The sequence below is a fragment of the Streptomyces sp. P1-3 genome (genome assembly GCF_050613155.1).
In the GTDB taxonomy this organism is placed as follows: domain Bacteria; phylum Actinomycetota; class Actinomycetes; order Streptomycetales; family Streptomycetaceae; genus Streptomyces.
In genome coordinates, this window is the sequence record NZ_CP192512.1 from 7,900,167 (window position 1) to 7,923,672 (window position 23,506).

General features: G+C 70.8%; 16 protein-coding genes and 4 pseudogenes. 8 read left to right on the forward strand and 12 right to left on the reverse strand.

The features are described 5' to 3' along the window. Window positions 1-12: 12 nt before the first annotated feature. From ACQUSR_RS33915 to ACQUSR_RS33925, 3 genes are read right to left on the reverse strand one after another with little or no spacing between them, the layout of a single operon-like run. On the reverse strand, window positions 13-3,537 hold the full coding sequence (locus ACQUSR_RS33915; protein WP_431047258.1) for an amino acid adenylation domain-containing protein: 3,525 nt from the start codon (window positions 3,535-3,537) through the stop codon (window positions 13-15). Next, entirely contained in the window at window positions 3,534-6,074 is a 2,541-nt protein-coding gene (locus ACQUSR_RS33920) for a beta-ketoacyl synthase N-terminal-like domain-containing protein (protein WP_431047260.1), read from the reverse strand. Before ACQUSR_RS33920 ends, ACQUSR_RS33915 begins: the two co-directional genes overlap by 4 nt. Continuing rightward, the gene (locus tag ACQUSR_RS33925; protein WP_431047262.1) at window positions 6,071-9,229 is read right to left on the reverse strand and encodes a non-ribosomal peptide synthetase; all 3,159 of its coding nucleotides are present in this window, start codon (window positions 9,227-9,229) and stop codon (window positions 6,071-6,073) included. The genes ACQUSR_RS33920 and ACQUSR_RS33925 overlap by 4 nt, the downstream gene beginning before the upstream one ends. Before the next feature lie 112 nt (window positions 9,230-9,341). On the opposite strand from ACQUSR_RS33925, the gene ACQUSR_RS33930 reads away from it, so the two are divergent. Both ACQUSR_RS33930 and ACQUSR_RS33935 read left to right on the forward strand, forming a co-directional pair. Further along, window positions 9,342-9,569 (forward strand): phosphopantetheine-binding protein, encoded by a 228-nt coding sequence (locus tag ACQUSR_RS33930; protein ID WP_431047264.1) that lies wholly within the window; start codon window positions 9,342-9,344, stop codon window positions 9,567-9,569. Window positions 9,570-10,012: 443 nt separating this feature from the next. Then, window positions 10,013-10,446: pseudogene (locus ACQUSR_RS33935) on the forward strand (transposase); the annotation flags it as partial. A 20-nt stretch (window positions 10,447-10,466) separates the two neighbouring features. On the opposite strand, the gene ACQUSR_RS33940 reads toward ACQUSR_RS33935, so the two are convergent. Beyond that, window positions 10,467-11,729 carry an IS110 family transposase gene (locus tag ACQUSR_RS33940; RefSeq protein ID WP_431047266.1) on the reverse strand — a complete coding sequence of 421 codons (1,263 nt, stop codon included), beginning with the start codon at window positions 11,727-11,729 and terminating at the stop codon, window positions 10,467-10,469. Between the two features lie 421 nt (window positions 11,730-12,150). On the opposite strand from ACQUSR_RS33940, the pseudogene ACQUSR_RS33945 reads away from it, so the two are divergent. Beyond that, window positions 12,151-12,432: pseudogene (locus ACQUSR_RS33945) on the forward strand (transposase); the annotation flags it as partial. An 89-nt stretch (window positions 12,433-12,521) separates the two neighbouring features. Here the strand turns inward: ACQUSR_RS33945 and ACQUSR_RS33950 are convergent. Then, entirely contained in the window at window positions 12,522-12,968 is a 447-nt protein-coding gene (locus ACQUSR_RS33950) for a hypothetical protein (protein WP_431047267.1), read from the reverse strand. A 467-nt stretch (window positions 12,969-13,435) separates the two neighbouring features. Here ACQUSR_RS33950 and ACQUSR_RS33955 point away from each other — a divergent pair, with 467 nt between their 5' ends. Then, window positions 13,436-13,846 carry a MerR family transcriptional regulator gene (locus ACQUSR_RS33955; RefSeq protein WP_431047269.1) on the forward strand — a complete coding sequence of 137 codons (411 nt, stop codon included), beginning with the start codon at window positions 13,436-13,438 and terminating at the stop codon, window positions 13,844-13,846. A gap of 36 nt (window positions 13,847-13,882) precedes the next feature. Here the strand turns inward: ACQUSR_RS33955 and ACQUSR_RS33960 are convergent, their stop codons facing one another. The 5 genes from ACQUSR_RS33960 to ACQUSR_RS33980 form a co-directional block, all read right to left on the reverse strand. Further along, window positions 13,883-15,352, reverse strand: a complete 1,470-nt coding sequence (locus tag ACQUSR_RS33960; RefSeq protein ID WP_431047271.1) for a DHA2 family efflux MFS transporter permease subunit — start codon at window positions 15,350-15,352, stop codon at window positions 13,883-13,885. Further along, complete coding sequence (locus tag ACQUSR_RS33965) at window positions 15,349-15,585, reverse strand: hypothetical protein (RefSeq protein WP_431047273.1); 237 nt, start codon at window positions 15,583-15,585, stop codon at window positions 15,349-15,351. The genes ACQUSR_RS33960 and ACQUSR_RS33965 overlap by 4 nt, the downstream gene beginning before the upstream one ends. Then, the gene (locus tag ACQUSR_RS33970; protein ID WP_431047275.1) at window positions 15,582-17,027 is read right to left on the reverse strand and encodes an amidase; all 1,446 of its coding nucleotides are present in this window, start codon (window positions 17,025-17,027) and stop codon (window positions 15,582-15,584) included. Before ACQUSR_RS33970 ends, ACQUSR_RS33965 begins: the two co-directional genes overlap by 4 nt. 413 nt (window positions 17,028-17,440) lie before the next feature. After that, window positions 17,441-18,169 carry a transposase family protein gene (locus tag ACQUSR_RS33975; protein ID WP_431047277.1) on the reverse strand — a complete coding sequence of 243 codons (729 nt, stop codon included), beginning with the start codon at window positions 18,167-18,169 and terminating at the stop codon, window positions 17,441-17,443. A gap of 204 nt (window positions 18,170-18,373) precedes the next feature. Then, complete coding sequence (locus ACQUSR_RS33980) at window positions 18,374-18,952, reverse strand: DinB family protein (RefSeq protein WP_431047279.1); 579 nt, start codon at window positions 18,950-18,952, stop codon at window positions 18,374-18,376. Between the two features lie 480 nt (window positions 18,953-19,432). Here ACQUSR_RS33980 and ACQUSR_RS33985 point away from each other — a divergent pair, with 480 nt between their 5' ends. From ACQUSR_RS33985 to ACQUSR_RS34000, 4 genes and pseudogenes are all read left to right on the forward strand, one after another. Next, window positions 19,433-19,804 carry a hypothetical protein gene (locus tag ACQUSR_RS33985; RefSeq protein WP_431047281.1) on the forward strand — a complete coding sequence of 124 codons (372 nt, stop codon included), beginning with the start codon at window positions 19,433-19,435 and terminating at the stop codon, window positions 19,802-19,804. A 440-nt stretch (window positions 19,805-20,244) separates the two neighbouring features. Continuing rightward, a complete protein-coding gene (locus ACQUSR_RS33990; protein WP_431047283.1) occupies window positions 20,245-20,805 on the forward strand; it encodes a hypothetical protein in 561 nt (186 codons plus the stop codon). A 984-nt stretch (window positions 20,806-21,789) separates the two neighbouring features. Next, window positions 21,790-22,071 carry a lactococcin 972 family bacteriocin gene (locus tag ACQUSR_RS33995; RefSeq protein ID WP_431047285.1) on the forward strand — a complete coding sequence of 94 codons (282 nt, stop codon included), beginning with the start codon at window positions 21,790-21,792 and terminating at the stop codon, window positions 22,069-22,071. Between the two features lie 146 nt (window positions 22,072-22,217). After that, a pseudogene (locus ACQUSR_RS34000) lies at window positions 22,218-22,352 on the forward strand (IS5/IS1182 family transposase); the annotation flags it as partial. An 8-nt stretch (window positions 22,353-22,360) separates the two neighbouring features. Here ACQUSR_RS34000 and ACQUSR_RS34005 read toward each other — a convergent pair. Together ACQUSR_RS34005 and ACQUSR_RS34010 are read right to left on the reverse strand one after the other, a co-directional pair. Next, window positions 22,361-22,555: pseudogene (locus tag ACQUSR_RS34005) on the reverse strand (IS256 family transposase); the annotation flags it as partial. A gap of 57 nt (window positions 22,556-22,612) precedes the next feature. After that, entirely contained in the window at window positions 22,613-23,446 is an 834-nt protein-coding gene (locus ACQUSR_RS34010; RefSeq protein WP_431047287.1) for a helix-turn-helix domain-containing protein, read from the reverse strand. Between the last annotated feature and the right edge of the window lie 60 nt (window positions 23,447-23,506).

Below are 23,506 nucleotides of genomic sequence, written 5' to 3' on the forward strand. Positions count from 1 at the left end.
TGGTCGGCCGGCTCACGGCTGCCGCCCGGGCGCGGTGCCGGTCGCCGGACCCGGGGCGGTGTCCGGCGCGGTGTCCGTCGTGGCACGGCCGGGCTGTTCGCGCAGCCGGCGCTTGCGCACCTGCTCGCGGCGGCGGGCACCGAACGCCCGCTCGGAGGCCGGCGCCGGGACGCCGTCCCGCTGCGTCGGGGACGCCGTACCGCCCCGCAGATGGGCGGCGTACGAGCGGACGGTCGGGTACCGGAACAGATCGACGATCCTCGCCTCGGCCGTGACGTGGGCGCGGATCTCGGTGAGCAACCGGGCCACCAGGATCGAGTTGCCGCCGGCCTGGAAGAAGTCGTCGTCAGGAGTGGTCTTCGGCCGGTCGAGGACGCGCCGCCAGGCAGCCAGCAGCGTCGACTCCAGTTCGTCCGCGGGCTGCGGCGCGGCCGGACCGGATGCCGTGCCACCGGTCAGGACGACCGTTGGCAGCGCCCGCCGGTCGGTCTTGCCGCCGCTGGTGGTCGGCAGCTCTGGCAGCCGGTTGAAAGCGGCCGGCAGGTACGGGTCCGGCAGCACGGCGCCGAGCGCCGAGCGCAGCTGGTGAGGGTGCCGGTCGCGGTCGTCACCGGTGACGTAGTGGGCGACCAGGGCCCGGCCGTCGCCGGCCTCCTGGACGACCACCGCGCAGGCGGCGATCCCGGGGAGCGAGCCGAGGGCCCGCTCCACCTCCGCGAGCTCGATGCGGTAGCCGTTGACCTTCACCTGGTGGTCGAGGCGGCCGGCCAGTTCGAGCGTGCCGTCCGGCAGTCTGCGGGCGAGGTCGCCGGTGCGGTACAGCCGCCCCTGGCCGGCGGCCCGGACGAAGCGGGCGGCGGTGAGCTCCGGGTCCGTCAGGTAGCCCTTGGCCAACCCCGTCCCGGCGATCGCCAGCTCGCCGAACATCCCGTCCGGCACCGGGCGCATCCCGGCGTCCAGGACGCGGACCCGGGTGTTCGCCAGCGGCCGGCCGATCAGAACTGCGGCCGGGTGCTCCGGCACCTCCCAGACTGTCGACCAGACCGTGGTCTCGGTGGGCCCGTACAGGTTGAGCACCCGGGGTATGCCGAGGTCCTTCAGGCGCGCGGCCAGTGCGGCCTCCAGCGGCTCGCCGCCGCACAGCAGCAGTCGGAGGCGGGCCAGCGCCTGGTCGCCGCCCGGCAGACGCAGCACACTGCGCAGCAGGGTCGGGGTGGCCTGCAGGGCGGTGATCCCGGTCCGGGCGATCAGCTCGGGCACGCTCTCGGCGCCCTGGTCCGGGTCGGCGAGAGCCAGCGTCTCACCGCTCTCGGCCAGGACCACCGGCACGCCCCGGGACAGGGTCCAGAGCAGTTCCACCACGGCGATGTCGAACGTGGTGGCGGTGACGGCGAGCCAGCGGGCGTCCGCGGGCAGCTCGACGGCGTGGTCGAGGGCGGTGAAGAGGTTGGCGAGGTTGCCATGGGTGACCTCGACCCCCTTGGGCCGTCCGGTCGAGCCGGACGTGAAGATGACGTAGGCGCTGTCCTCGGGTCCGGGCCCCGTGAGGGCCGGTGCCGTTCCGCCAGCTTGGTCCGGCGAGGCGACCAGATCGGTCAGCGCGAGCCGGCGCCCGGCGAAGCCGGGGCAGAGCCGCCGGTACGGGTCGTCGGTGATCAGGGCGGCGCACCCCGCGTCGGCCAGCATGCCCTCCAGTCGGCCCTGCGGGTCGGTCCCGCTGAGCGGCACGTACGTCAGACCGGCCGCCAGTACCCCGAGCAGGACCACGACGAGGTCCGGTGAACGCGGCACCAGTAGGCCCACCCGCTCACCCGGGCGCAGACCCGCGGCCCGCAGCCCCGCCGCGACGGCCGCGGCCCGCTCCGCCAGCTGAGTACCGGTGAGAGACCGCCCGCGAAACGACACCACGGGCCGGCCGCCCTCCTCGGCCAGCCGGTCGAGGACGAGTCGGTGAACGGGCCGCTGCGCCACCGGCAGCTCGGCCTCTGCGTCGAAGTGGGTCTGGCGGGCCTCCTCCTCGGGGCTGGTCAGCGGCAGTTCACCGACCGGCCGGTCCGGGTGCTCGGCCATCGCCGTCAGCAGCCGCTCGAACCAGGTGACCAGCAGCTCGGCCTGCGTCTGGTCGAAGAGCGCGGTGCTGAAGAGCAACTGGCCGAGGAACCCGTCCGGCTCCTGGCGCAGTTTCAGCTGGAGGTCGTACTGCGCCGCGTACACCGGAGCGGGCGCCGACCCGGACCGGATGCCGGGAAGGTCGAGGTCGCCGTCGGGGTAGCTCTGGTAGATCAGGATGCTCTGGAAGACGGGGGAGTGCGAGCTGCTGCGCTCCGGCGCGACTGCCTCGACCACCTGGTCGAACGGCAGGTCCTGGTGGGCGAAGGCGTCGAACGCCGTTCGCCGCACCCGGCCCAGATAGTCCCGCACGCTCTCCTCGGGCCGCACCACCGTCCGGACGGTGATCGAGTTGAAGAACAGGCCGAGCGTGCGCTCCAACGCGGGGAAGGGACGGTTGGCCAGCGGACTGCCCACCGCGATGTCCTCGGTCCGGGAGATCCGGGCCAGCAGCAGCGTGAACACCCCCATGAAGACGCTGTACGGGGTGGCGGCGGCGAACGCGCAGAGCCGTTCCAGTGCCGTGGCGGCCTTGGGGCCCAAGCGGAAGTCCAGGGCGTCGCCGCGAAAACCCTGCACGGCCTCCCTGGTACGGCCCGGCGCCAGGTCGAGCACCGGCGGCAGGTCGGCCAACTGCTCGCGCCAGAAGGCACGCTGGCGCTCCGCCAGTTCGGACCCCAGCCACTCCCGTTCCCAGACGGCGAAGTCGGCGTACTGCACGGTGGGTTCGGGCAGGTCGGCCGGCCGCCCGGCGACCCTGGCCGCGTACAGCTCGGAGAGCTCCGAGCGGATCAGACCGGTCGACCAGCCGTCGGAGATGACGTGGTGCTGGGTGACCACGAGGATCCTCCGCTCGGGCGCGCACCGGATCAGGTCGAAGCGGATCAGCGGCGCGACGGCGAGGTCGAACCTGGTCTCGGTGACCTGGCGGATCAGCGCCTCCGCCTGCGCGTCGGTCCGCGCGTCGTGCTCGGCGTACGGGGTCGGGCAGTGCGCCGAGATCTCCTGGACCAGCCCGGCGGGGGAGTCCCGCAGGGCGGTCCGCAGCACCTCGTGCCGCGCCATCAGCTGCCCGGCGGCCCAGCGCAGGGCTTCCTCGTCGAGCGGTCCGATGAGCTCGGTCGTGAAGTACATGTTGTAGACCGGGAGATCGGTGCCGAGCTGTTCGATCAGCCAGAGCCGCTGCTGGGAGTAGGTGGCCGGCAGCGGGCCGCCGCGCTCCACCCGTCTGATCCGTGTGGTGCGACGGGTCTCCTCCTCCGCCCGTTCCCGCAGGAACTGGACCACTTCGGCACGATGACGCCGGACCAGTGCGGTGAGCTCGGGGTCCAGCGCGCCTTCGGGCGCGGTGAGGGTGAGCCGGCCCTCCTCCAGCGCGAGGCGGGCACCCCGCCGGGAGAGCTCCTCCAGGACGGCGACCACGGTCACAGTTCCACCTCTTCCCAAGCGACGCCCTCCGCCGGGGCGTCGACCAGCGTCCGGTACAGCCGGGACGACTCCAGCTCCGTATCCACCAGGGCGGTCATCTCCACCGGAGACTGCGCGTCCAGCAGATCGCCCAGCGGGATCCGGGTGCCGAACTCCTCCTGGATCCGGGAGAGCACCTGGGCGGCCAGGATCGAGTCACCGCCCAGGACGAAGAAGTCGTCGTCGGAGCCGACCTCGGGCAGGCCCAGGACCTCGCACCAGATCGCCATCACCGTCTCGACCGTGGTCGCACCACGGACCCGGCGCGAGCCCGGGTCGGCGGCCGCGGTTTCGCCGGCCGCGGCGTCACCTGTCGCGACGGGCAACGCCCGGACGGGGACGGCCGGGTGCCAGTGCCGCGTCGGTTGGAACGGGTACGGCGGTATCGCCATCCGCGGGGGGCCGTCCGGCTCCCGCAGCGCCGTCCACCGCACGCCCGCACCGCGCTCCCAGCAGTGCGCCACCAGATGGAGGAACCGCGCGCGGTCGCCGGCCGCCGGAGTCACCGCACAGGCTTCCGGCGGGAGGGCGGCGGCACCGCCGCCCAGCACGGCCGCCCGCGAGACCTCCAACAGGTGGGCTGCCGGGGGCACGTCGCCGGCCCGCAGAACCACGCCCAGAGTCACCGAACGGATCTCCACGTTCAGCGCGCGGAGCCCGCCGGCGGACGTCAGCTCCCTGTCCAAGGCGGCCAGAGCACGCTCGCAGGCGCTGAGGTCGCCGCCAGTCTGGGCGGCGAGCACGGCGGTGGCGTGGTATTCCGCGTACCGCCGCGCACTCTGCGCGTCCATCGCGCCGGCGAAGGCGAACGCCGCGAACTCACCGATCCCGCAGACCGCGAGCGCGTCCGGCGCCACACCGAGCCCGCCGAGGGTGTCGAGCAGGGCCAGCGGGCCGTCGAAGTACGACAGCACCTCGTCCGTCCCGGCCGCGGACCGCCCGCTGCCGGAGCAGGGCCCGGCCTCCAGCCCGAGGACCAGCGGGCCGGCCGCCGGCTCTCCGGAGTCCGCCCCGATGGCCGTGGCGAGTTCGGCCGTGTCGGCGGCCACCCAGGCCCGGCGCAGCGGGCCCGGGGGCCGGCCGTCCTGCAGCGAGCGTGCCAACCGGGTCGCCGCTGCCGGATCGCCGTCGAGACCGGGAAGCAGCTCGACGAGCGCGGCACGCGAGCGGTCGAAGGACCAGGACGAGCGGGCGGATACCGGGAACACCTGCGGCTGCCCGCTGCCGCCCGCCGGCACCGGGACAGCCGACGGCTGCTCCAGCACGGCGTGCGCGTTGGTTCCACCCACCCCGAGCGCCGTCACGCCCGCCCGCCGGGGACCGTCCGCCGCGGGCCACGGGGCGGTGTCCACCGCCACACGCAGCCCGCTGCCGTCGAGATCGATCGCCGGATTGAGCTCCCGGTGGCCCACCGTGCCGGGGATCGTCCCGTCCCGCACCGCCAGGACGGCCTTGATGAGCCCGGCCATGCCCGCGGCCGCGTCCAGGTGGCCGAGCGAGGACTTGACGCTGCCGACCGCGCAGGGCGAGGTCACACCGAGCCGCTTCCTCGCGGCCACCAGCGCGGCGAGTTCGACCGGGTCACCGAGCGGCGTCCCGGTGCCGTGGGCCTCGATGTAGCCGATGGTGTCCGGGGGGACGCCGGCGTCGGCCCAGGCCGACAGCAGGACGTCACGCTGTCCGGTGACGGTGGGGGCGGCGAAGCTCATCCGGTCGCCGCCGTCGTTGTTCAGCGCCGAGCCGCGCACCACGGCGTGGACGGTGTCCCCGTCACACAACGCGTCGGCCAGCCGCCTGAGCACCACCACACCCACGCCGCTGCCCGGCACCGTCCCGTCGGCGTCCCGGTCGAAGGGACGGCACACCCCGCTCGCCGACAGCACCCCGCCGTCGACGGCCAGGTAGCCGCGCTCGTGGGGGAGCCCGACCGACACCGCACCGGCCAGGGCCAGGTCGCAGTCACCGGCCAGCAGACTGCGCCGAGCCAGGTGCACGGCGGTGAGCGCGGTCGAACAGAGGCTGGCCACGAAGACGCTCGGCCCCCGCAGCCCGAGGTGGTAGGAGACACGCAGCGGCAGCGCCGCAGCGGACGAGCCCATCGGCAGTCGGCTGCCGTCCGCCTCGATCAGCGCACCGTAGCGGTTGTCCCCGCTGCCGCAGAACACTCCGACCCGGTCGAGCGGCGCGTGGGCGCCCCGTCCGGCGTGCTCCAGGGCGTGCACGGCCTCCTGGAGGAGCAGACGTTGTTGCGGATCCATGGCGGCGGCGTCGGCCGGGGCGATGCCGAAGTACTCCGCGTCGAAGAGGTCCACATCGTCCAGTTCCCCGCCTGCTGGCACATGGCGCGGATCGTCCCCGCCTGCCTCGGTGTCGAAGCACCGCACGGCGCTCTGCGCACGCAGCAGCAGGCTCCGGTACTCCTCCAGGTTCCGGGCGCCCGGGAACCGGCAGGCCATGCCGACGATCGCGACCGCCGACTCGTCCGGCCGTTCACTCATGATGATTCTCCGTACTCGTCAGGGGTCTTCAGCGCGCGCGCGATCGCGGCGACCGTGGGGAAGGCGAACAGGGCGGTGACCGGCACCGGGGTGCCGAACTCCGCGCGGAGCATGCCGTGCAGGCGGATGAGCGTCAGCGAGGTACCGCCCGACTCGAAGAAACTGACGTCCCGGGGCACCCGTTCCGGGGGACAGCCGAGCAGCTGCGCCCACAGCGCCGCTATCCGGCGCTCCAGCTCGGTCCGCGGCAGCTCGGCGGGGGCGGCGGGGGCGAGCGGAGGCGGCGCGGGAAGCGCCCGCGCGTCCACCTTGCCGCTGCCGGTCAGTGGGAACGCGTCCAGGGCGACGAGGTGGCTGGGCTGCAGCGCGGCGGGCAGGTGCTGCGCGAGATGGGCACGGAGCCGGACCCCGGTGTCCGGCTCCCGGCCCAGGAAGTACAGCGCGAGCAGCTCCTCCTCGCGGCCCGGGACGAGCACGGCGACCGCGTCCCGGACTTCGGTGTGCTCGAGCGCCAGCGATCGGACCTCGTCGAGTTCGACCCGGATACCGCGGACCTTGACCTGCCCGTCCTGGCGGCCCAGGAACACCAGTGTCCCGTTCGAGGTACGCAAGGCCAGGTCGCCGGTGCGGTAGAGCCTCGCGCCCGGGTCGGTATCGAAGGCGTGGCGGACGAAACGCTCCTCGGTCAGCTCCCGGCGGTTCAGGTAGCCGAGCGCGAGCGGAACACCCCCGATGTACAGCTCGCCTGGAAACCCCGCCGGGATCAACTGGCCGCCCCGGCCCAGGACATGGACTTCCGCACCGGCGGCCGGCTGCCCGATCGGCACCCGGCCTGCGTGCGGGCCGCCGTAGGCGACCTCCTCCTGGTACGTGAACGAGGTGACGTCGATGGCCGCCTCGGCCGGCCCGTAGAGGTTGACCACCGGCGCTTCGAAGTATCGGACGGCGCGGGCGGCCACGGCGGCGTCCAGCGCCTCCCCGCCGCAGAACACCCACCGCACCGAGCCCGACGACGGCCGGGGCTCCGCAAGCAATGCCTTGAGGAGCGTCGGGACGAACTGGACGACACTCACGCCCCGCGCCTCGACCTCCACAGCCAGGGCGGACGGATCGCGGTGCGCCCAAGCCGGTGCCACGACGACGGAGGCACCCACCGTCAGCGGTGTGAGGAACTCCCAGACCGAGGCATCGAAGACCGGAGGCGTCTTGAAGTAGAACCTGTCCCGGGCGGTGAACCCGAACCGCTCCACCTTCCAGCGGAGATTGTTGGCCAGCGCCCCGTGCGGGACCTGGACGCACTTCGGCAGGCCGGTACTGCCGGAGGTGGTGATCACGTACGCGGGGTCCGCCGCAAGGGGCTCGTCCTCGTCGAGCGGCCCGCGGTCCGTCCGCGAAGTGTGATCGGCCGGGGCGGAGGACGCCGGATCGTCCAGCTCCACCACCGGCACCCCCACCGGGAGCTCCGCGGCGTCGGCCCGCGTAGCCACGACGACGGCCGCCGCTCCTGCGTCGGAGAGCACGAAACCCCGTCGTGCGAGCGGGAGTTCTGGATCGACGGGAAGGAAAGCGTGCCCGCCGCGCAGCACACCGAGTGCCGCCACGACGTACTGAACGGAGCGCGGCAGCAGCAGCGCGACCGTGCTGCCACGCGCAAGGCCGAGTTCGCCCAGCCGGGCGGCCAGCACGCCCGAAGCCCGCTCCAGCTCGTGGTAGCTCAGCTGTTCCCCGGCGGCGAGCACCGCCACCTGGTCCGGCGTCCGGCGCACCTGCTCCAGAAACAACCGGGAGACCGGCACGAAGGCGGGCTGCGCGGGCCCGCGGGCCTGGGCGAGCGTCTGCGCCTGGTGCCCGTCCGGCACCAACGGCACCTCGACGGCCGGCGGGTCGGCACCACGCGCGAGGCCGGTGAGCGCGCCGAGGACCGACTGGTAAGCCGCGGCGAACCCCCGCGCCGCGGTCTCGTCGTAGCGGTCGGTGTTGTACTGCAGCCGGGCCGTGGCCGTCTCGCCGGCGACTTCGACCGCCAGCAGTAGATCCGTCTTGCCCGCCCGGGGGTAGACGGGCACCCGCCGCACGGTGGCTCCGGGCAGCGCCAACTCCTCCGCGCCCTGGTCGTGCAGTGACAGCATCGCCCACGCGGAGGAGGGGGCGGCGCGCAGACCGTGGTACATGGCCGCCAGCGGTGCTCCCTGGTGCTCGAAGCCGGCCAGCAGGTCCTCGCGGACCTTGGCGGTGTAACCGCTGAGAGCGAGCCCGGCCGGGTCCGGCGCGCGGAGGAACAGCCCGTCGGTGAAGAGGCCGACCGCGCCCTCGTACTCGGCGCGCCGCAGGTCAATGGCCGGATACGCCACCAGGACATCGCGCTCCAGGCTGAGGTGCCTGAGCGTCAGGCAGTAGGCGGCCATCAGCACGGTGAAGAGCGAGCCGCCGACCGCCACTGCGGCCGCCGTCAGCCCGTACGGCAGTGTGATCGCCAGCTCCGCCGCGGGGATGCCGAGTTCGCCGGGCCGGCGAACCGGATCCGGGCCGCCCTCCAGCCGCGCGGTCCGCTCCGCCCAGAACGCCGCCCCTGCCGCCGTCTCGGCGTCGGGCTTGGAGAAACGTTCCTGCTGGTCCCGCGCATACGCGAAGTAGCCCTCCTCCGCGACGACTTCGTCCAGTTGCCGACCGTCGGCAAGCTGCGCGCAGTCCTGGGACAGCTCGTGTAACAGCTGTGCCACCGAGGGAGCGTCAACGGCGACGTGGTCGAAGACCAGGAGCAGCAGGGCCTCGTCGGCCGCCCACCGGAACAGCTCCGCCGCCATTCTCAGGGGCGCGGCCTGGCCGAACGGGCGGCGGGCGGCCTCCGCCAGCAACTGCCCGGCCTGCTCCCGCTCGGTGTCGTGTACGACGAGCACGGACTGCGGCGGCGGCCCGGGGTGCTGCCGGGGCCCGCCGCCGGGGCTGTCGGAGATGGTCACGCGCAGGACGGGGTGGCGCTCGACCACCCGCCGCAGCGCCAGGTCGAGTGCGGATGGATCGATCCGACCGGCCAGGCGGAAGGCCAGGGGGATGTGGTAGGAGTCGCTGGCCGGAGCCATCAACTGGGCTTTCCATACGGTTTCCTGTTGCTGGGTCAGGGCGATCCCGCCGCCCCGTTGTTGTGCATCAAGCATCCGCTACCTCCGCGTAGTAAAATGTCACACGTGAGATGTCACGTGTGTCCGGCGGCGGTGAATATGACGCAGGCCACACCGAATCCGGCTCCGATCCAGGGGGAGAGTTCCGATGAGTCCGCAACGTGAGCAGATCCGCAGCGTCTGGGAACAGGTGCTCGGTCATGGAGACTTCACCGACGACGAGAACTTCTTCGCCGTCGGTGGCCACTCCTTGCTGGCCGCCCAGGTGGCGGCCCGGATCAATCGTGTGGCCCCGGCCCGGGTCGCGGCCCGTGACCTCTTCGACCACCCCACCGTCACCGCCCTGGCTGCCCTCATCGCCTCCCGAACGGTCTGACGTGTCGGAGTTCGAAGCCCAGCCGGTCCTCGCCATCGCCACGGTTGCCGGAGCGCGGGCGGGGCCTCGGCCGCCCGGTGGCTGAAGGTTTCCGGGACGGCGCGGTCCCGTGTCTCGACTCCAACACGAAGGCGAGCGTTTGCTGCGACCCGCCCGTTCATGCCTGGCTTCGCGCTGTTCGACCCGGTGTCGGCCGCGGTGCACGAGGGGCTGATCCGGTCGGCGACGCAGACCCCCGGCCAGGGCTGGGGGGCCTTGGGCGCGGCGGCAGGGGAGACGGCGTGGACGCTGCGGAACTCCTCGGCTGCGCGTCGCACGAGATCGCGTTCGTGAGTGTGACCTCGCTCGGCATGTTCGCCCGCGACTCACACCCTTCGGCCGCCCGGTCCCCTCCGGGAAGCACTGGGCGGTTTCGTTTGGATCAGCCGGTCGTTGGTCCGGGTGTGCCGTTGACTGACGCGCAGTGGGCGCGGATTGAGCCGTTGCTCCCGGACCGGACGCCGAAGCGGGGTGGCCGGTGGCGGGACCACCGGGAGGTGATCGATGCGATCGTCTGGAAGTTCCAGACCGGATCGCAGTGGGTTCACCTGCCGGAGAAATACGGCAACTGGCGGGGCGTCTACAACCGGCTGCGGATGTGGGCCGTCGACGGGCCCCGGTCGGCGAGCCGGACGACCACGCCATCGGCCGGTCTCGCGGCGGACTGACCACGAAGATCCATCTCGCAGCCGACGGTGACTGCCGGCCGCTGGCCTTCGTGCTGACCGCCGGACAGGCCGGCGACGCACCCGTCTTCGCGGACGTGATGGCCAAGGCGCGCGTTCCCCGCCGCTGGGGGCGTCCCCGTACCAGGCCCGACGTCGTCCTGGCCGACAAGACATCCCACGTGGACAAGCGTCAAGCTGCCGCTGCGGTATGTCCGGCTGAGGGCTGCGGGAAGGCGATTGCTTCGTCGTAGGTGTGGCCGTTCTGAAGGCAGTGGAACAGCATGCCCATGAACCGGTTGAAGAGGTTCCGCTGTGCGGCGACGTGACGGTCGCCGGCTGCTCGTCGGCGGTCGTAATGGGCTCTGGCTCCTGGTGATCTGGTGAGAGAGACGAAGGCCCAGACGTATCCGACGGCAGCCAGTCGCTGATTCTTGACCTTCCGGCTCATGACCCTGCAGCTCTTGCCGCTGGCTCTGGTGACCGGGGCGCTTCCTGCGTAGGCCTTCAATGATCCGGCGTTGGCGAATCGGGTCCGGTCATCGCCGATCTCCGCCAGGACTCGGGCGCCGGTCAGTGCAGCGAGCCCCGGAAAGCTGCGGATGACCGGTGCATCCGGATGCTCTTCGAAGGCATGCGTGACGGCTTCTTCGAGCTGATCGGCGTTGTCGCATGTGGTATTCAGCTGCCTAACCAGAGCAGAAGTCTGGTGCCCGAGAGCCACCTCGACCTGCGGGAGCTGGTGAAGGTAGTCGCGTTTGAAGATCTTGTGGAGCCTTTCGGCTTCGGCCTGGATGCCGCGGACCCGGCCGGCCTGTTTGAGCAGTGACTGCAGGCGCCGCCGTGTCAGCTTCGCAGCCATGCTCGGGGTCGGCACCGCCGCCAGGATGGTGCGTGCTTCCCTCGAGTACAGACCGTGCTTGTGCGGGGCGAAGGCGTCGAGGATCGCCGGGTAGAACTCTCTGAGCTGGGAGCGAAGCTTGTTGTGGGCCTGGCCGCGGGCCCAGACGGCATCTTGTTGGGCCCGGGCGAGCACGGCGATGGCCTGCACAAGCTCGGAGTCCGCGGGCAGCGGCCGATGGGCGGCCATGTCGGTCCGCAGAATATTGGCCGGGGCCGCGGCGTCGACGGCGTCTGACTTCTTGCGGGCGACGGAGTGGCGGTCCCGGTAGCGGGCAACTGCCAGAGGGTTGATCGCGAAGACCGGCCGGCCGGTAGCCCGCAGGCAGGCGACGAGGAGTCCCCGTGACGTTTCGATAGCCACGGGGATCGGGGCATCCTCGCTATCGCCATGCTCGGTCAGCAGGTCCGTGAGCTGGGCAAACCCTGCAGCGTCATCGCCGATCCGTACCTTGGCGAGTTGCTTTCCGCCCGCAGCGACCAGTGCAATGTCGTGGTGGTCTTCGGCCCAGTCCACGCCGCAGAACACTGGCGTCGGTAACCCGGTGATCTCCATACGACCCTCTTTCGTCGCGACTCTTGTTCCAGGCCAGAGCCTGTGCAGGGTGCGCGTGCTCCCTAATGGAAGTGCTCAAGGCACGTCATCCCACCAGCCGTTCGCAACCCCAGCGAGTCATACGGCCCTCGGTCCGCGTCAGAGCTGGAAGCTCAAGGCAGAGCTGAGAGGTGATCCGCACAACCGGCTCGGACCACGGACAGCAAACCGCCCAGCGGCCACAGATGGACCGGCCCGCACCAACCGGACCGCTTCGATGCCGATGCAGACCGAACTGCACCCGTTCTCACACACTTTCGCCCACACTGCTGGGCGCGAGCCAACCTCGTCTTGTCAACAGGACTCCCAGGCCCGGGCATACTCAAAGACTCGGCTCGCGCCCCCAAAACGTCGGCTCCCGCCGACCTTCACTTCCCACTAGGCGTACTCGGCCTGCGCCATCCGCGAGCACCTGCGCAAGCGCGGTATCCGAGCGGTCATCCCCGTCCCCGCTGATCAGCGGGGACACCGTTTGCGTCGGGGCCGCCGTGGCGGCAGGCCACCCGCCTTCGACCGCGAGGTCTACAAGCAGCGCAACACCGTCGAGAGGTGCATCAACCGCCTGAAGCAGTAGCGAGGCATCGCCACCCGCTACGACAAGACCGCGACCATCTGCCTGGCCGGACTCCACATCGCAGGCATCTTCCTGTGGTCCGCCCGATGAACCAAACCAAACTGCCTAGCAGGCTGTCAGCCCGCGACGCTCGAGAACAGTGCGCTGACCAGCAGAAATGGAGAACTGCTGCTGGCTCACTAGACCACGCTGATTGCGGCGCGGATGAGGGACACCATCTCGTCGCGGTGTGGGGTGTTGTTGCGGGACCACACAGGAGAGCGCCAAGTGGCGGCCACGCCGAACCTTCGCTGACGGCCGTCCTCGGTAGTGACCCGCAGGACGGCCCGGCCGACCGGATCGACCGAGACGACGCTGCCCAACGGTACAGCGGTAGCCTTGTTCGCCCACGAGCTGAACACGTCGACAACCTCTGTCGTGCCGGGCGGTCCCACCGCCTCGCCCAGCAGGCTCAGCAGGCGGCCGAAGACCCGAGTGTTCAGCGGCCCCTGGTAGAGGCGCTGGTTCGTCAAGACAAGAATGCCGCCGACGAGTGCCAGTGACGTCCCGGGGACCAGCGTGCACCCGGTCTTGACGGCGAGGACCCGCTCACCATCCCTCGGCGGCAGAGTCACCCACAGCCCCATGCTCCGTCTCCCCGTTCTCCGGTAGGAGTTGTTTATAGCAGCGGCTCCAGCAGCGCACAACGGATGTGCCCAGCATGATCCGAAAGAGACGGCCTAAGCCCCCGGCGGTTGCCGGGCGCGGGGCGGTGCCTGCCGGACGGGCCCGAGTCTGTTGCCGGGCGGCAGACCACGGAAGACGTCTTCCCTGGCACGTTCTGCGTGTTGAACTGACGAGCCGGCAACGGGCCTGACGGGGTAACACCGCCACGGGACATGGAACAGTGACTGGCGCCAAGGGATGATCTTGCTGGCTACTCGGTCTCCGTGGGCTGGAGGACCTGGTCCTGAAGGCGTGCGGACCTGGCCGGGGGGGCGAGGATGATCAAGCCGTGCTGCTGCGCGCTGCCCCATGGGCCCGTGGTGGTCGTGCGTGTTGTCCTCCGGCAGGGGCGCCGGGAGTCCCGCCGGGGCTGCGAGAGCATGGTGTCATGGACGACCTGACGCAGATACGGGAGCTGACGCCGATACGGGACGTGGCGGACCGGTTCGGACTGCCGCTCTCGACGTTGCACTACTGGGAGCGGCGCGGCCTGGTGGAGCCGCACCGGCGGTCCGGGCGGCGGTACTTCGACGCCGAGCAGGTCTACCGCGTGGCGCTGATCAAGCTGTGGCGGGAGACCGGTCTGATGCCCATCGAGGAGATTGTCATCCTCCTCCGCCGTGATGGTGCCGGCGCCGCCTGGCAGGAGACCGTGCACGGTCGTGTCGCTGCCCTCGATGCGCACATCGCCCGCCTCGACGCCGCGCGCGCCTACCTCGGTCACCTTCTCACCTGCGCGCACGGCGACGACCTGGAGAAATGCCCGGCCTTCCGGGCGACCGTTCGCGTGTCCTCCTGACTGATCACCCGGCGAGGCGTGGTCCCGCGGTGCCGGTCACCCGGAGCGGGGCATAGTGAGGGCCGCCACGAGCGCGGCGGTGGCCACGCATCCCGCGCAGACGAGGAACGCGACGCCGTATCCGTGCGCGAGCGCGGCTGCCCCGTGCGCGCCGCCACGCCCGGGATGCGCGTCCGCCCACGCGGCCGCCGCGGCGGCCGAGACCGTGCTGATCACGGCGAGCCCGACCGCCCCGCTGGTCTGCCGGACCGTGTTCAGCACCCCCGCGGCCATTCCGCTCCGCGCCGCCGGGACACCGTCGGTCGCCGCCACCGTGACCGGGGTGAACGCGGCGGCCGTCCCGAACCCGAACGCCACGCCGGACACCACCACCGTCAGCAGGTAGGAGCCGTCCACGCCGAGGAACGCCGCCACACCCGCGAAGCCGGCCGCGCCCACCAGGCAGCACACCACGGACGTCCGGCGCGGCCCGAACCGTAGCGTCAACGGCCCGGCCGCCCGGGCGCCCGCGAACATCGCGGCCCCGACCGGCAGATAGCCGAGCCCGGCGCGCAGCGGCGACCAGCCGTGCACGTCCTGGAGGTACAGCGACAGCAGGATCGGGCTGGCGAAGAAGCCCAGACCGAGCAGGAACATCACTACGTTGCCGCTGCTCACCGCGCGAAGCCGGAAGAGGTCGAGCGCCAGCAGCGGCTGCCGGGCCCACCGCGCCTGATGCAGCACAAGGATCCCCAGCAGCGCGACCCCGCCGACCAGCGGGCCCGTGACCTGCGAGCTCGTCCAGCCCGCGACGGCGGCGCGCATCACCGCGTACACCACGCCCGTGAGCCCGGCCGTGGCCAGCGCGGCCCCCACGACGTCGAGGGACGGCCGGTCGGCGCGGTCGTGCCGCGGCAGCCCGCGCACGGCGCCGACGAGGCAGAGCACCCCGATCGGTACGGTCACGAAGAACACCCAGCGCCAGCCCGCCCACTGAGTGAGGGCGCCGCCGACCACCGGCCCGGACGCGGCACCGACCGCCCCGACCGCGCTCCACGTGCTCAGCGCCCGCGCGCGCCGGTCCGGTTCGGTGAACGTCGTGGTCAGCAGCGACAGCGTCACCGGCATCAGGAGTGCCCCACCGAGTCCCTGCGCCGCCCGCGCGGCCAGCAGCGCCTCCGCCGACGCCGCAAAGCCGCAGGCAGCCGTCCCGGCGGTGAAGAGCGCCGTCCCGGTCAGCAGCGTCGCCCGATGGCCGAACACGTCCGCGCACCGGCCGCCGAGCAGCAGGAAGCCCGCGAAGGCGAGGGTGTAGGCGTTGACCACCCAGGGCAAGGCGGCCGGCGAGAAGCCGAGGTCGGCGCGGATGCCGGGCAGCGCCACCGACACGATGGTGGCGTCCAGGACGACGACGAACGAACCGGCGCAAGCCAGGGCCATCACCAGCCGTTCGGGTCCGCGAACACGCCGCTCACGCCGCTTCGCGGGCCGGGCCGTGCCGGTTTCCACGGTGGCTCGCGCGCTCATGCGGGCTCCTCGTCGTCCGGCCGGAGGGTGACGTCCGGGCGCAGCACGGGCCGGGCGTAGCGCGCCGTGGGGACGTCGAACAGGCCGTCGACGGCAGGCCGTTGGGCGGCGTACGCCGCCGCGAATCCGGCGATCTCCCGCTCGCCTGCGGGCAGCCCGGCGGCGGCCAGCAGGCTCCGCACCCTGACAGCCGCATCGGGGTGCGCGGCGGTCTCTTCACACGGCCCGGTCATGCGCTCCCCTCCGCGTCCGCAGCGGCGCGTTCGTGCGGTGCCGCAGCCGCGCACGGATCAGGGGTGCGCCGGTGCCAGTCGGTGTGCCGCTGGAAGGCGTCCCCGACCCGCAGGATCGCCGCCTCGCCCGCCACCGGGCCCGCGATCTGCATCGACAGGGGAAGCCCCGCCGCCGTCCGGCCCATCGGCACCGCGAGGACGGGATTGGCCAGCGGATTCCAGTACGGCGTGTAGATCTTCCCGAAGACACCCGCGTGGTCCTGGTGCCCCGCCTCGTCGGCCAGGGCGGCGAAGGGCGGCGCCCCGACCGATGCGGTCGGGCACACGATCACGTCGACATCCGCGAACAGCGCGTCCACGGCCCGCTGCGCCACCGTTCGCACCCGCTGCGCCTGGACGTAGTCCGCGCCCGACACCAGCGCGCCCGTCGCGAGCAGGCCGCGCGCGGCCACGCCGTAGTCGCCCCAGCGCCGGGACAGGTCGACGCGGTGGTGGGCGAGGCCCTCGCTGGCCGCGGTCACGAACGTCGCGGTGATCATCTCCCGCCAGTAGGGCAGCCGGGCCTCGACGGGGAGGGCGCCGAGTCCGGCGAGCACCGACACGGCCTCGTCGAACGCGCCATGCAGTGCCGGATCGCCGTCCGCGGGGACGTGGTGCTCCCGTACGACGCCGATCCGCAGTCCGCCCAGGTTCTCGCCGCACCAGGGGTCATGGGAGGAGGCGCCGAAGCCGTCCCGCGCTCCGGCGATGACGCCGAGCACCGTCGAGCAGTCCCGAGCGGTACGGGCGAGCGGGCCGACGCGGTCGAGGCTGTACGCGAGCGGCACGCACCCAGCCGCGGGCACCCGCCCGAACGTCGGCATCAGCCCGCTGACCCCGCAGAACGCGGCGGGCATCCGGATGCTGCCCCCGGTGTCGCTGCCGAGCGCGGCCAGGAACATCCCCGCCGCGACACCGCTGGCCGAGCCCGAACTGGAGCCCCCGGCCCAGGACCCGGTCCGCCATGGATTGCGCGGGAACGGAAACGGCTTGTCCTCCTCCGGGAGCCCGCAGCCGAACTCCATCGCGGTCGTCTTCCCCGTGAGCACCGCTCCGGCCGCCCGCAGCCGGGCCACCACCGGGGCGTCCCGCCCGGCCCACCAGCCCCGGTCGTGGACCAGGCTCTGCGCGGTGGTCGGCCCGTCCGCCACCGCGACGGTGTCCTTGACCCCGAACGGGATCCCGTGCAGCGGCCCGCGGTCGATACCACGCGCCAACTCCTCGTCGGCGCGCCGGGCAGCCGCCCGCGCCCGCTCGTCGAACCGCGCCAGATACACCCCGAGCGACCCGTCGGCGCGCTCGGCCGCGGCGATGGCCGCCTCGGTCAACCCGACGCTGGTCATACTCCCGTCCCGCAACGCCCGCGCGGCCTCGGTCAGGGTCACGGCCAACACTTCGCTCACGCTCCACCTCCATATCCGCCGTCGCTCGTCGCCGACGGCCGGTGGTACGTGACCCTCCCAACTCAACCCAGGTTGAACGCAACCTCCTCAGCGCCGCACACCCACCCGGCATCCCGTCAGAGGGAAACAAAGAACAGGCAGTCGTCGTCCGTGTAGTTGCGCTTCGTCTCCGGCGCGAGGTGGGCGAACGGCGACCGGCACAACGCCGGCTCAGCACCTCATCGATCCGGTGGTCCGGAGATTGAGGAATCGGATCCCCAGGATGAATCCCAACTCGATCCTCACGCCCGGCCAAGCCTCCCACCCGGCCAGAACAGGCACCCGATCCCCCGCCACCCGACGGTCCCTTGGCACAGCACGTACGCCAACCCGGTACGCATCCAGCTCTGCTCGATTCGCTTCAACACACCGATTCAACAGGGAAGCTGCGCCATCTTGAAGTGGCTGGTCAGGGGGCTGGCGTGACGCTGTGCCGGGGTGCTCGTGCTGGTCGTGGGCGACAGTCTGCGGTGTAGATCATCTGTCAGCGGCTCGCTTCGAGGCTCGCCAGGACGAGCAGGGGCGCACAGGAGGTGGGTAGCGCGGGCGGGGTCGGTGCGGAGCTTGGTGAGGATCCTCCAGTTCTTCAGGTGGGCGAAGCCGTGTTCGACGAGGGCGCGTGGTGTGATGTCGTGGGTGCGGCCGGGCCGGGCGGCGGAGATCCAGATCAGGCGGCCTTTGTCGTCGGTCAAGGCGAGGACGTGCAGGCCGTGGCGGTGGTGCTTGCCGGAGTAGTTCGGGCGGTTCGCCTTCCCGGTGCGGCGCTGGGTGGGGATGAGGGTGCCGTCGATCAGGACGGCCTCCCCGCCCCGCCTGGCGATCTTCTTCAGGGCGCGGTCCAGACGCGGGGCCTTGGCTGCGAGCAGACCGATCAGCTCGTCCCGCCAGCGCCTTACGGTGGTGGCTGACACCTCGTTGCCGCCGGCCATGTCGGCCAGGCGCTGGTCGTGCCGGAGCACGGCCAGGACGATCACCGCGATCCTGCCGGGCGGCAGCGCCCGCCACCTGGACCGTATCGCCTTCAGGTGACCTCGCAGCAGGTCGGCGAGGTAGGTGAGGGTGTGCGTGGACAGCGGCAGCCGGCACTGGTAGACCAGGGACACGATGTCCCCGGCGCGCTCTTTGGTTTCGTCACACAATCCCAACGGTCGCCGGGGGCACCATAGTTACGCTCCGAAACGCGTCACCGTACGCGCCCTGGTGGGGCTTGTTGAGCTTTCTCCAGGTCGCGCTGAGGCGCGGCCAAACCTGCTCTGTTGACCGCCTCATCTATGAGTGATCTTGATCGGCGCGTCGGGGCGCGGTGATCATTGGCCTACTCGGCCGTCGATCCGTTCGCGCAGGAGGTCGGCGTGGCCGCAGTGCCGCGCGTACTCCGCGATCTGCATCACCAGGATGGCGCGAAGCTGCACGTCCCCACCGGGTTGGGTGCCGAGATCGCCGAAGCCGGCTATGAACCGGTCGGTCAGTTCCATCTCGGCGCGCCACTGACGCCAGGCGTCCTCCACGACCGCCGGGTCGGCGATCGCGCCGTTCCAGTCGCCGTCGCGGTCTTCGCCGGTGCGGTAGATCCTGGGCGAGTCTTCGCCGGCCATCCGGCGAAAGTGTCGTTCATCCTCGGCCATGTGCCGCACCAGCCCAAGCAGGGACATCGTGGACGGTGGTACGGCGCGCCGGGCCATCTGTTCGGAGTCCAGGCCCGCGCATTTCATTTCCAGGGTGAGGCGGTAGTGACGCAAGCCGTCGAGCAGCGCGCTGCGTTCATCGACGGTCTCGGCATCGCTCTCGCGCGGGTCGCCGTCCGCATCGACCCACATGTCGGGATGGATGGTTGACTGCGCCCACCGAGTTACCGCTGGTTCATTGATGCGCTCACCTGAGTCCATGCGGGCATCCTCGTGCGCATCAACACCGAACGCCACTGAATACCGATCATCGCGTCCGCTCGCGGCCGGCCCACCGCGTCCCGCCTCCGCAGCGTTCACTCGTGCTCCCCGCCCTCCTCAGGCAGTGGTGCACCTCTGAGGAAATTTATGGACCGCCATCACCGCCGGGTTATGCGCGGGCGGTGAACCGGCCGTCGCTGGTACTCCGGCGGCAGCGCACTTTCGCCAAGCACCCGTGAGCTCCGATCACGTCCTGTGATGGCGGCGGTAGGTTGTCGACATGTCCGCCGCCGTGGTGAGTGCCTACGCAGCAGTGGCAGCAGTCGTGTTCGGTGTTGCGAACGTCGCACTTGCTGCCCACCTTGTCCGCCGACAGGAGATTCATAGGCAGGCGTGGCAGCACTTGCCTGCGGTCATCGAGGCGTTCGCCGACGCCAGTTTTCGGTTGATGAGGGAAGTGTGGGAGGTGGTGATCACGGGATGGACGAGGCCAAGGAAACCATGTTGCAGTTGAACAAGCTGGAGGTGTTCGCCCACCCGGAGACCATCAGGGCAGCTCGCGACACACTTCACGCTGCCGATGCGATTCGGCTGTACTACTGTAACCGGCTCGAACAAGGAAACAGCGCAGGAGAGAAGCGCTGGGACCTCTACGAATCATTCGCCAAAGCGCATCATGCCTTCCTGGTGGCTGCCCGCAAGGAACTTGGGCTCAAGCCGCCGCCACCGTTCGGCTTCGCTGTACCTCGTGAAGATCCGAGTCGGCTCGCGGCTCTGCGATTCCGCATTCCGTGGGCTCGGACAGGCAACGGCCGCTCCGAATCAGGTGCGGGGACGACCCATACTGGTTGACGGCCGAGCCACCGATTGCCGTGTGTGGTCGCCGGGGGCGTATCGGCTCCAGGTTCCGCCGGCTTCGTTGACCAGCCGTGCGGCGGTCTTGTCGTGATAGCCGAGGGCCTTCGCGATGACAGGGGCTGGGGCTTGGAAGACGAGTTGGCGGATCGCGGAAGCCCTGCCGCGCTGCGGAGGGACGCCGATCTCGCGCAGGTGGACTTGGAGGCTGACCGGGTTCATCGGCTGCCCGGGCTGGCGGCCGGGGAAGAGCCACTGAAACCGCCGTGCGAGCGGCCCAGGCACGCGCCTTCAGCGCACGAGTCCTCGCGCAGCGGCACACGCGGAATCGGGGCTCCGTGAACCGGCCGGCGTCCCGCCTGGACCGCCTCGGGAACCGTTCCCCCGGATCCTGCGTGACCTCTTGACGTGTTGTCGGCTGATGGTGAGGGGACCGAATGAGAGCGCGGACGATGGTGAGCGTGGCGGTATCGGCCTGTGTGGCGCTGGTGGCGTGCGCGTGCGGTCCGGACAAGGCGAAGGAGGACACGGACGCGAAGCCTTCGCAGCCGTCCGCGTCCACGCGGGCCGAAGAGCCGTCGGCCACGCCGTCCGTGTCCGCTCGGACCGAGAAGCCGTCGGCCGAGCCGACCGGCGACCAGCCCGCGCCCAGGACGAAGGAGGGCGCGATCCAGCGGTACGAGCAGTACCTCCACGCCCTGGGCCGTGAGGACATCGACACGGTCTGCGAAGTGGCCGGGCCCGCCGCGAAGAAGGCACAGGACCAGGGACTCGGCCCGTGCACCTCGACGTACGCCGCCGTGTTCCAGATGATCTCGCCCGCGCAGAAGAAGGCCCTGCAAACCGCGACGGTCGACCCGCAGCGCATCGCCGTGCGCACGCCCGACAAGATCGAGATGCCGGTCGAAGCGGTCAGGGCCTCCGCCGCCTTCTCCGAGAGCGACCTCGGCAGCTACACCCTGGAATACCTCAAGAACGATTGGTACATCACCGACTGAACCCGACGCGCCGTACGCGGAGCCGCCACACGGACGGCTCCGCGCGCACGCCACCCGGCGGCCGGTCGACCGGCACCCGCCGACGATCTTCAGCCCGCACCGTGCTGTCTGCTGTCTCCGCCCCCGTGTCTGGCCGCGCCCGGCGCGCCCCCGGCTGGCCGCCGCCCGCGAGGCTGGTGGTCGCCGATCGTCGTTCCCCGGACATCCTCCTGCCGAGTGAGTCTTCCGCCGAGCCCGTGCACCACACGTGTTGCACCCGTTATGGCCGCCCTGACCGCTTCTGAGCTGCGTGAAGTCGAACCGTATGCCCGCGACGCCCCGGAAAACCGCCGTCAGCCGCGTGGACAGACCGTGTCCTATGTGGTGAGACGGATCAGTCGTGTCCGTCGCGTCTTGCAGCCGATCAGTCCGGCAGCCGCTTGAGCGCCTTCACGACCGGGGCGCTGGCCTCGACGGCACCGGAGTCGATCACCTACCCGCGCTGCCGACTTCACCCGTGCCGGCATCCAGTCCGAGACGCATTGCGAAGCACTGTGCACTCCCTGCTAACGACTTCCCAGTGGCGGCCCGGCAGTCTGCTGAGGAACCTGCCGGGTTAAGGGGCGAGAGCACGAGGCGGTGAAAGTCATCTGCCCCGGGCTGCCTCGAGCGGGGCGTGACGCGCAGGAAATCTGGCAGCGGCGTGCCTGCCAACGCCCCCAGGCAGGCCTCGAGTGGAAAGACTGCAGAATGTGGACAACACGGGAGGCACGTGTGCTCATGAGGATACCCGGTCGATCGATAGCTCTCGGCTGCGCGAGCGCGGCACTCGCAGTATGTAGCCTCGCTACGTCGGCCGCCGCAAACGGCCCTCAGTCTGCGACCGTTGCCGCGAACGGCACTTTCGTCGCCGCGGATGGTTCAGAGGTCGGTCAGGTCACCACCCATAAGCGCGGTGACGGCACGAAGCCGCCCGCAGAGCTGGGTAACCCCTCTGAATGGGGTGTGGCGAAGATCGAGATGGACGCTTCGGCGGGCTCCGTTAGGCCGGACTCGGAGGCCTGCGTCCCTGCCAGTGGCGGCAAGTGGTGTTACGGCTGGTACAGCACTACAAGCGGCAAGTACTGCTACTCGAACTACTTGCATGGGACGAAGTGGCACTCATCCAAGGTGAAGATCGCCGGCCGCTCGGTCTCCAGTGGTTCGGTGAAACCCGGCAGCGCCTCCAATGCCAACCGCACGGCGGGCTTTGCCTACACCTGCTACAGCTACTACAACATCCTTTAGGTTCTGATCCCCGCATCAAGCGGTGACTCCTCGGTAGGTGAGGTAGGTTGGTGCGCCATTCGGGGTCTGTTCGGTCGCCCGCGCAGCCTCGGAGCGGCGCCACCTCCAACTCTGACTTGACCGTGTCCTATGTGGTGAGGCGGTAGGTGGTCGAGAGGACCGTGTCCTGGCTGGCCGGCTGCCGCCGACTCCACCGCCGCTACGAACGCGAGGCCGCCCACTTCCTCGCCTTCATCGGCATAGCCGCAGGCCTCATCGGCTACCGCCGACTCACCAGCTGAAACGACGTCTTATACCCCAGGTGCTCGGTCATCTCGGCTTCCAGAGCACGCTCCAGCGCCGCCGGTGTGATCTCGGTCAGCAAGCCGCCCTCGCCCAGCAGGGCGGCTCCTGAGGCGTCGGCGCGGTCCATCAGCCGCTCGACGACCTCGTCCACCAGCTTCTGCTCGACCACCTCGGCGGCTGGGGTTTCCTTGTCTGCCATGTCTGTCCGTCCCTGCTGGTCAAGGCCCCAGGGCTGGGCTTCGGCCAGCCTGCCACATCACGGACTTACACGATCTTTCAGACATGCTCCCGCGGTCGGCTCAGGTGCTAGCAGGGCTTGGTGCCGGTAGTCCTTGGGCGTCATGCCGTAGGCGGCACGGAAGGCGCGCGAGAAGTCGCTGGCGCGGGTGAAGCCCCAGTGGGCGGCGATGGCGTGGATGGTGGTGGAGCATAGCGCGGGGTCGGCGAGATCGCGGCAGGCACGTTCGAGGCGCTGGCGCCGGATCCAGGCCGCGATGGTCTCGTGCTCAGTCCGGAAGAGGCGGTGCAGGTAGCTGGTGGAGATGTGGTGCGCCGCGGCGATCGTACGCGGGGTCAACCGTGGGTCGTGCAGGTTCCGCTGGACGTAGGCCCGGATTCGCAGTACCAGGGTCCGGCCACGGGTTTCCGGCGGAAGGGTGCGGTCAGCGTCTAGAGCGTGGGTGAACAGTGCGGACAGCAGGTCGACCACGACCGTTCCCAGACGTGAGCCGTCGGATGGCTGGTAGTGGCCGGTGTCCGCCGTTAGCTGGGTGAGGAGCTGTATGAGCAGGGCGCCAATCCCTTCCTGTCCGGACATTTCATGGGTGGACAGTTGGTCCATCTTGTTCCGTGGCAGGTGTAGTTGTGCCCTGGGGATTTCGATCCCGATGCCTAATAGATCGGGTTCGTTGGTGCAGTCGACTTCGACTGCCCGTGAGTTGTCAAAGTCCCGTATCTTGTGGGGACCTTGCACGGCCTTCTGATCGGTCCAAGTGACTCGGTTGGTCCCGTTCAGAGGGATCCCGATGTGGTAATTCTCCGGATCGGTCGCGCGCTCGGAATGGGCGACGACGACCTTGACCTCATCCATGGCCGACCAGTATCCCGGATGACCGTCGACGTCGCCGGGTTTATCGCGCGCGATTGCGCG

Excerpts from the sequence above, each read along its gene's own strand:
- ACQUSR_RS34010 (WP_431047287.1), bottom strand. The coding sequence starts at position 23,446 with ATGGATGAGGTCAAGGTCGTCGTCGCCCATTCCGAGCGCGCGACCGAT.
- ACQUSR_RS33950 (WP_431047267.1), bottom strand. The coding sequence starts at position 12,968 with ATGGGGCTGTGGGTGACTCTGCCGCCGAGGGATGGTGAGCGGGTCCTC.
- ACQUSR_RS33990 (WP_431047283.1), top strand. The coding sequence starts at position 20,245 with ATGAGAGCGCGGACGATGGTGAGCGTGGCGGTATCGGCCTGTGTGGCG.
- ACQUSR_RS33925 (WP_431047262.1), bottom strand. The coding sequence starts at position 9,229 with ATGCTTGATGCACAACAACGGGGCGGCGGGATCGCCCTGACCCAGCAA.
- ACQUSR_RS33940 (WP_431047266.1), bottom strand. The coding sequence starts at position 11,729 with ATGGAGATCACCGGGTTACCGACGCCAGTGTTCTGCGGCGTGGACTGG.
- ACQUSR_RS33980 (WP_431047279.1), bottom strand. The coding sequence starts at position 18,952 with ATGGACTCAGGTGAGCGCATCAATGAACCAGCGGTAACTCGGTGGGCG.
- ACQUSR_RS33930 (WP_431047264.1), top strand. The coding sequence starts at position 9,342 with ATGAGTCCGCAACGTGAGCAGATCCGCAGCGTCTGGGAACAGGTGCTC.
- ACQUSR_RS33960 (WP_431047271.1), bottom strand. The coding sequence starts at position 15,352 with ATGAGCGCGCGAGCCACCGTGGAAACCGGCACGGCCCGGCCCGCGAAG.
- ACQUSR_RS33965 (WP_431047273.1), bottom strand. The coding sequence starts at position 15,585 with ATGACCGGGCCGTGTGAAGAGACCGCCGCGCACCCCGATGCGGCTGTC.
- ACQUSR_RS33985 (WP_431047281.1), top strand. The coding sequence starts at position 19,433 with ATGGACGAGGCCAAGGAAACCATGTTGCAGTTGAACAAGCTGGAGGTG.
- ACQUSR_RS33955 (WP_431047269.1), top strand. The coding sequence starts at position 13,436 with ATGGACGACCTGACGCAGATACGGGAGCTGACGCCGATACGGGACGTG.
- ACQUSR_RS33920 (WP_431047260.1), bottom strand. The coding sequence starts at position 6,074 with ATGAGTGAACGGCCGGACGAGTCGGCGGTCGCGATCGTCGGCATGGCC.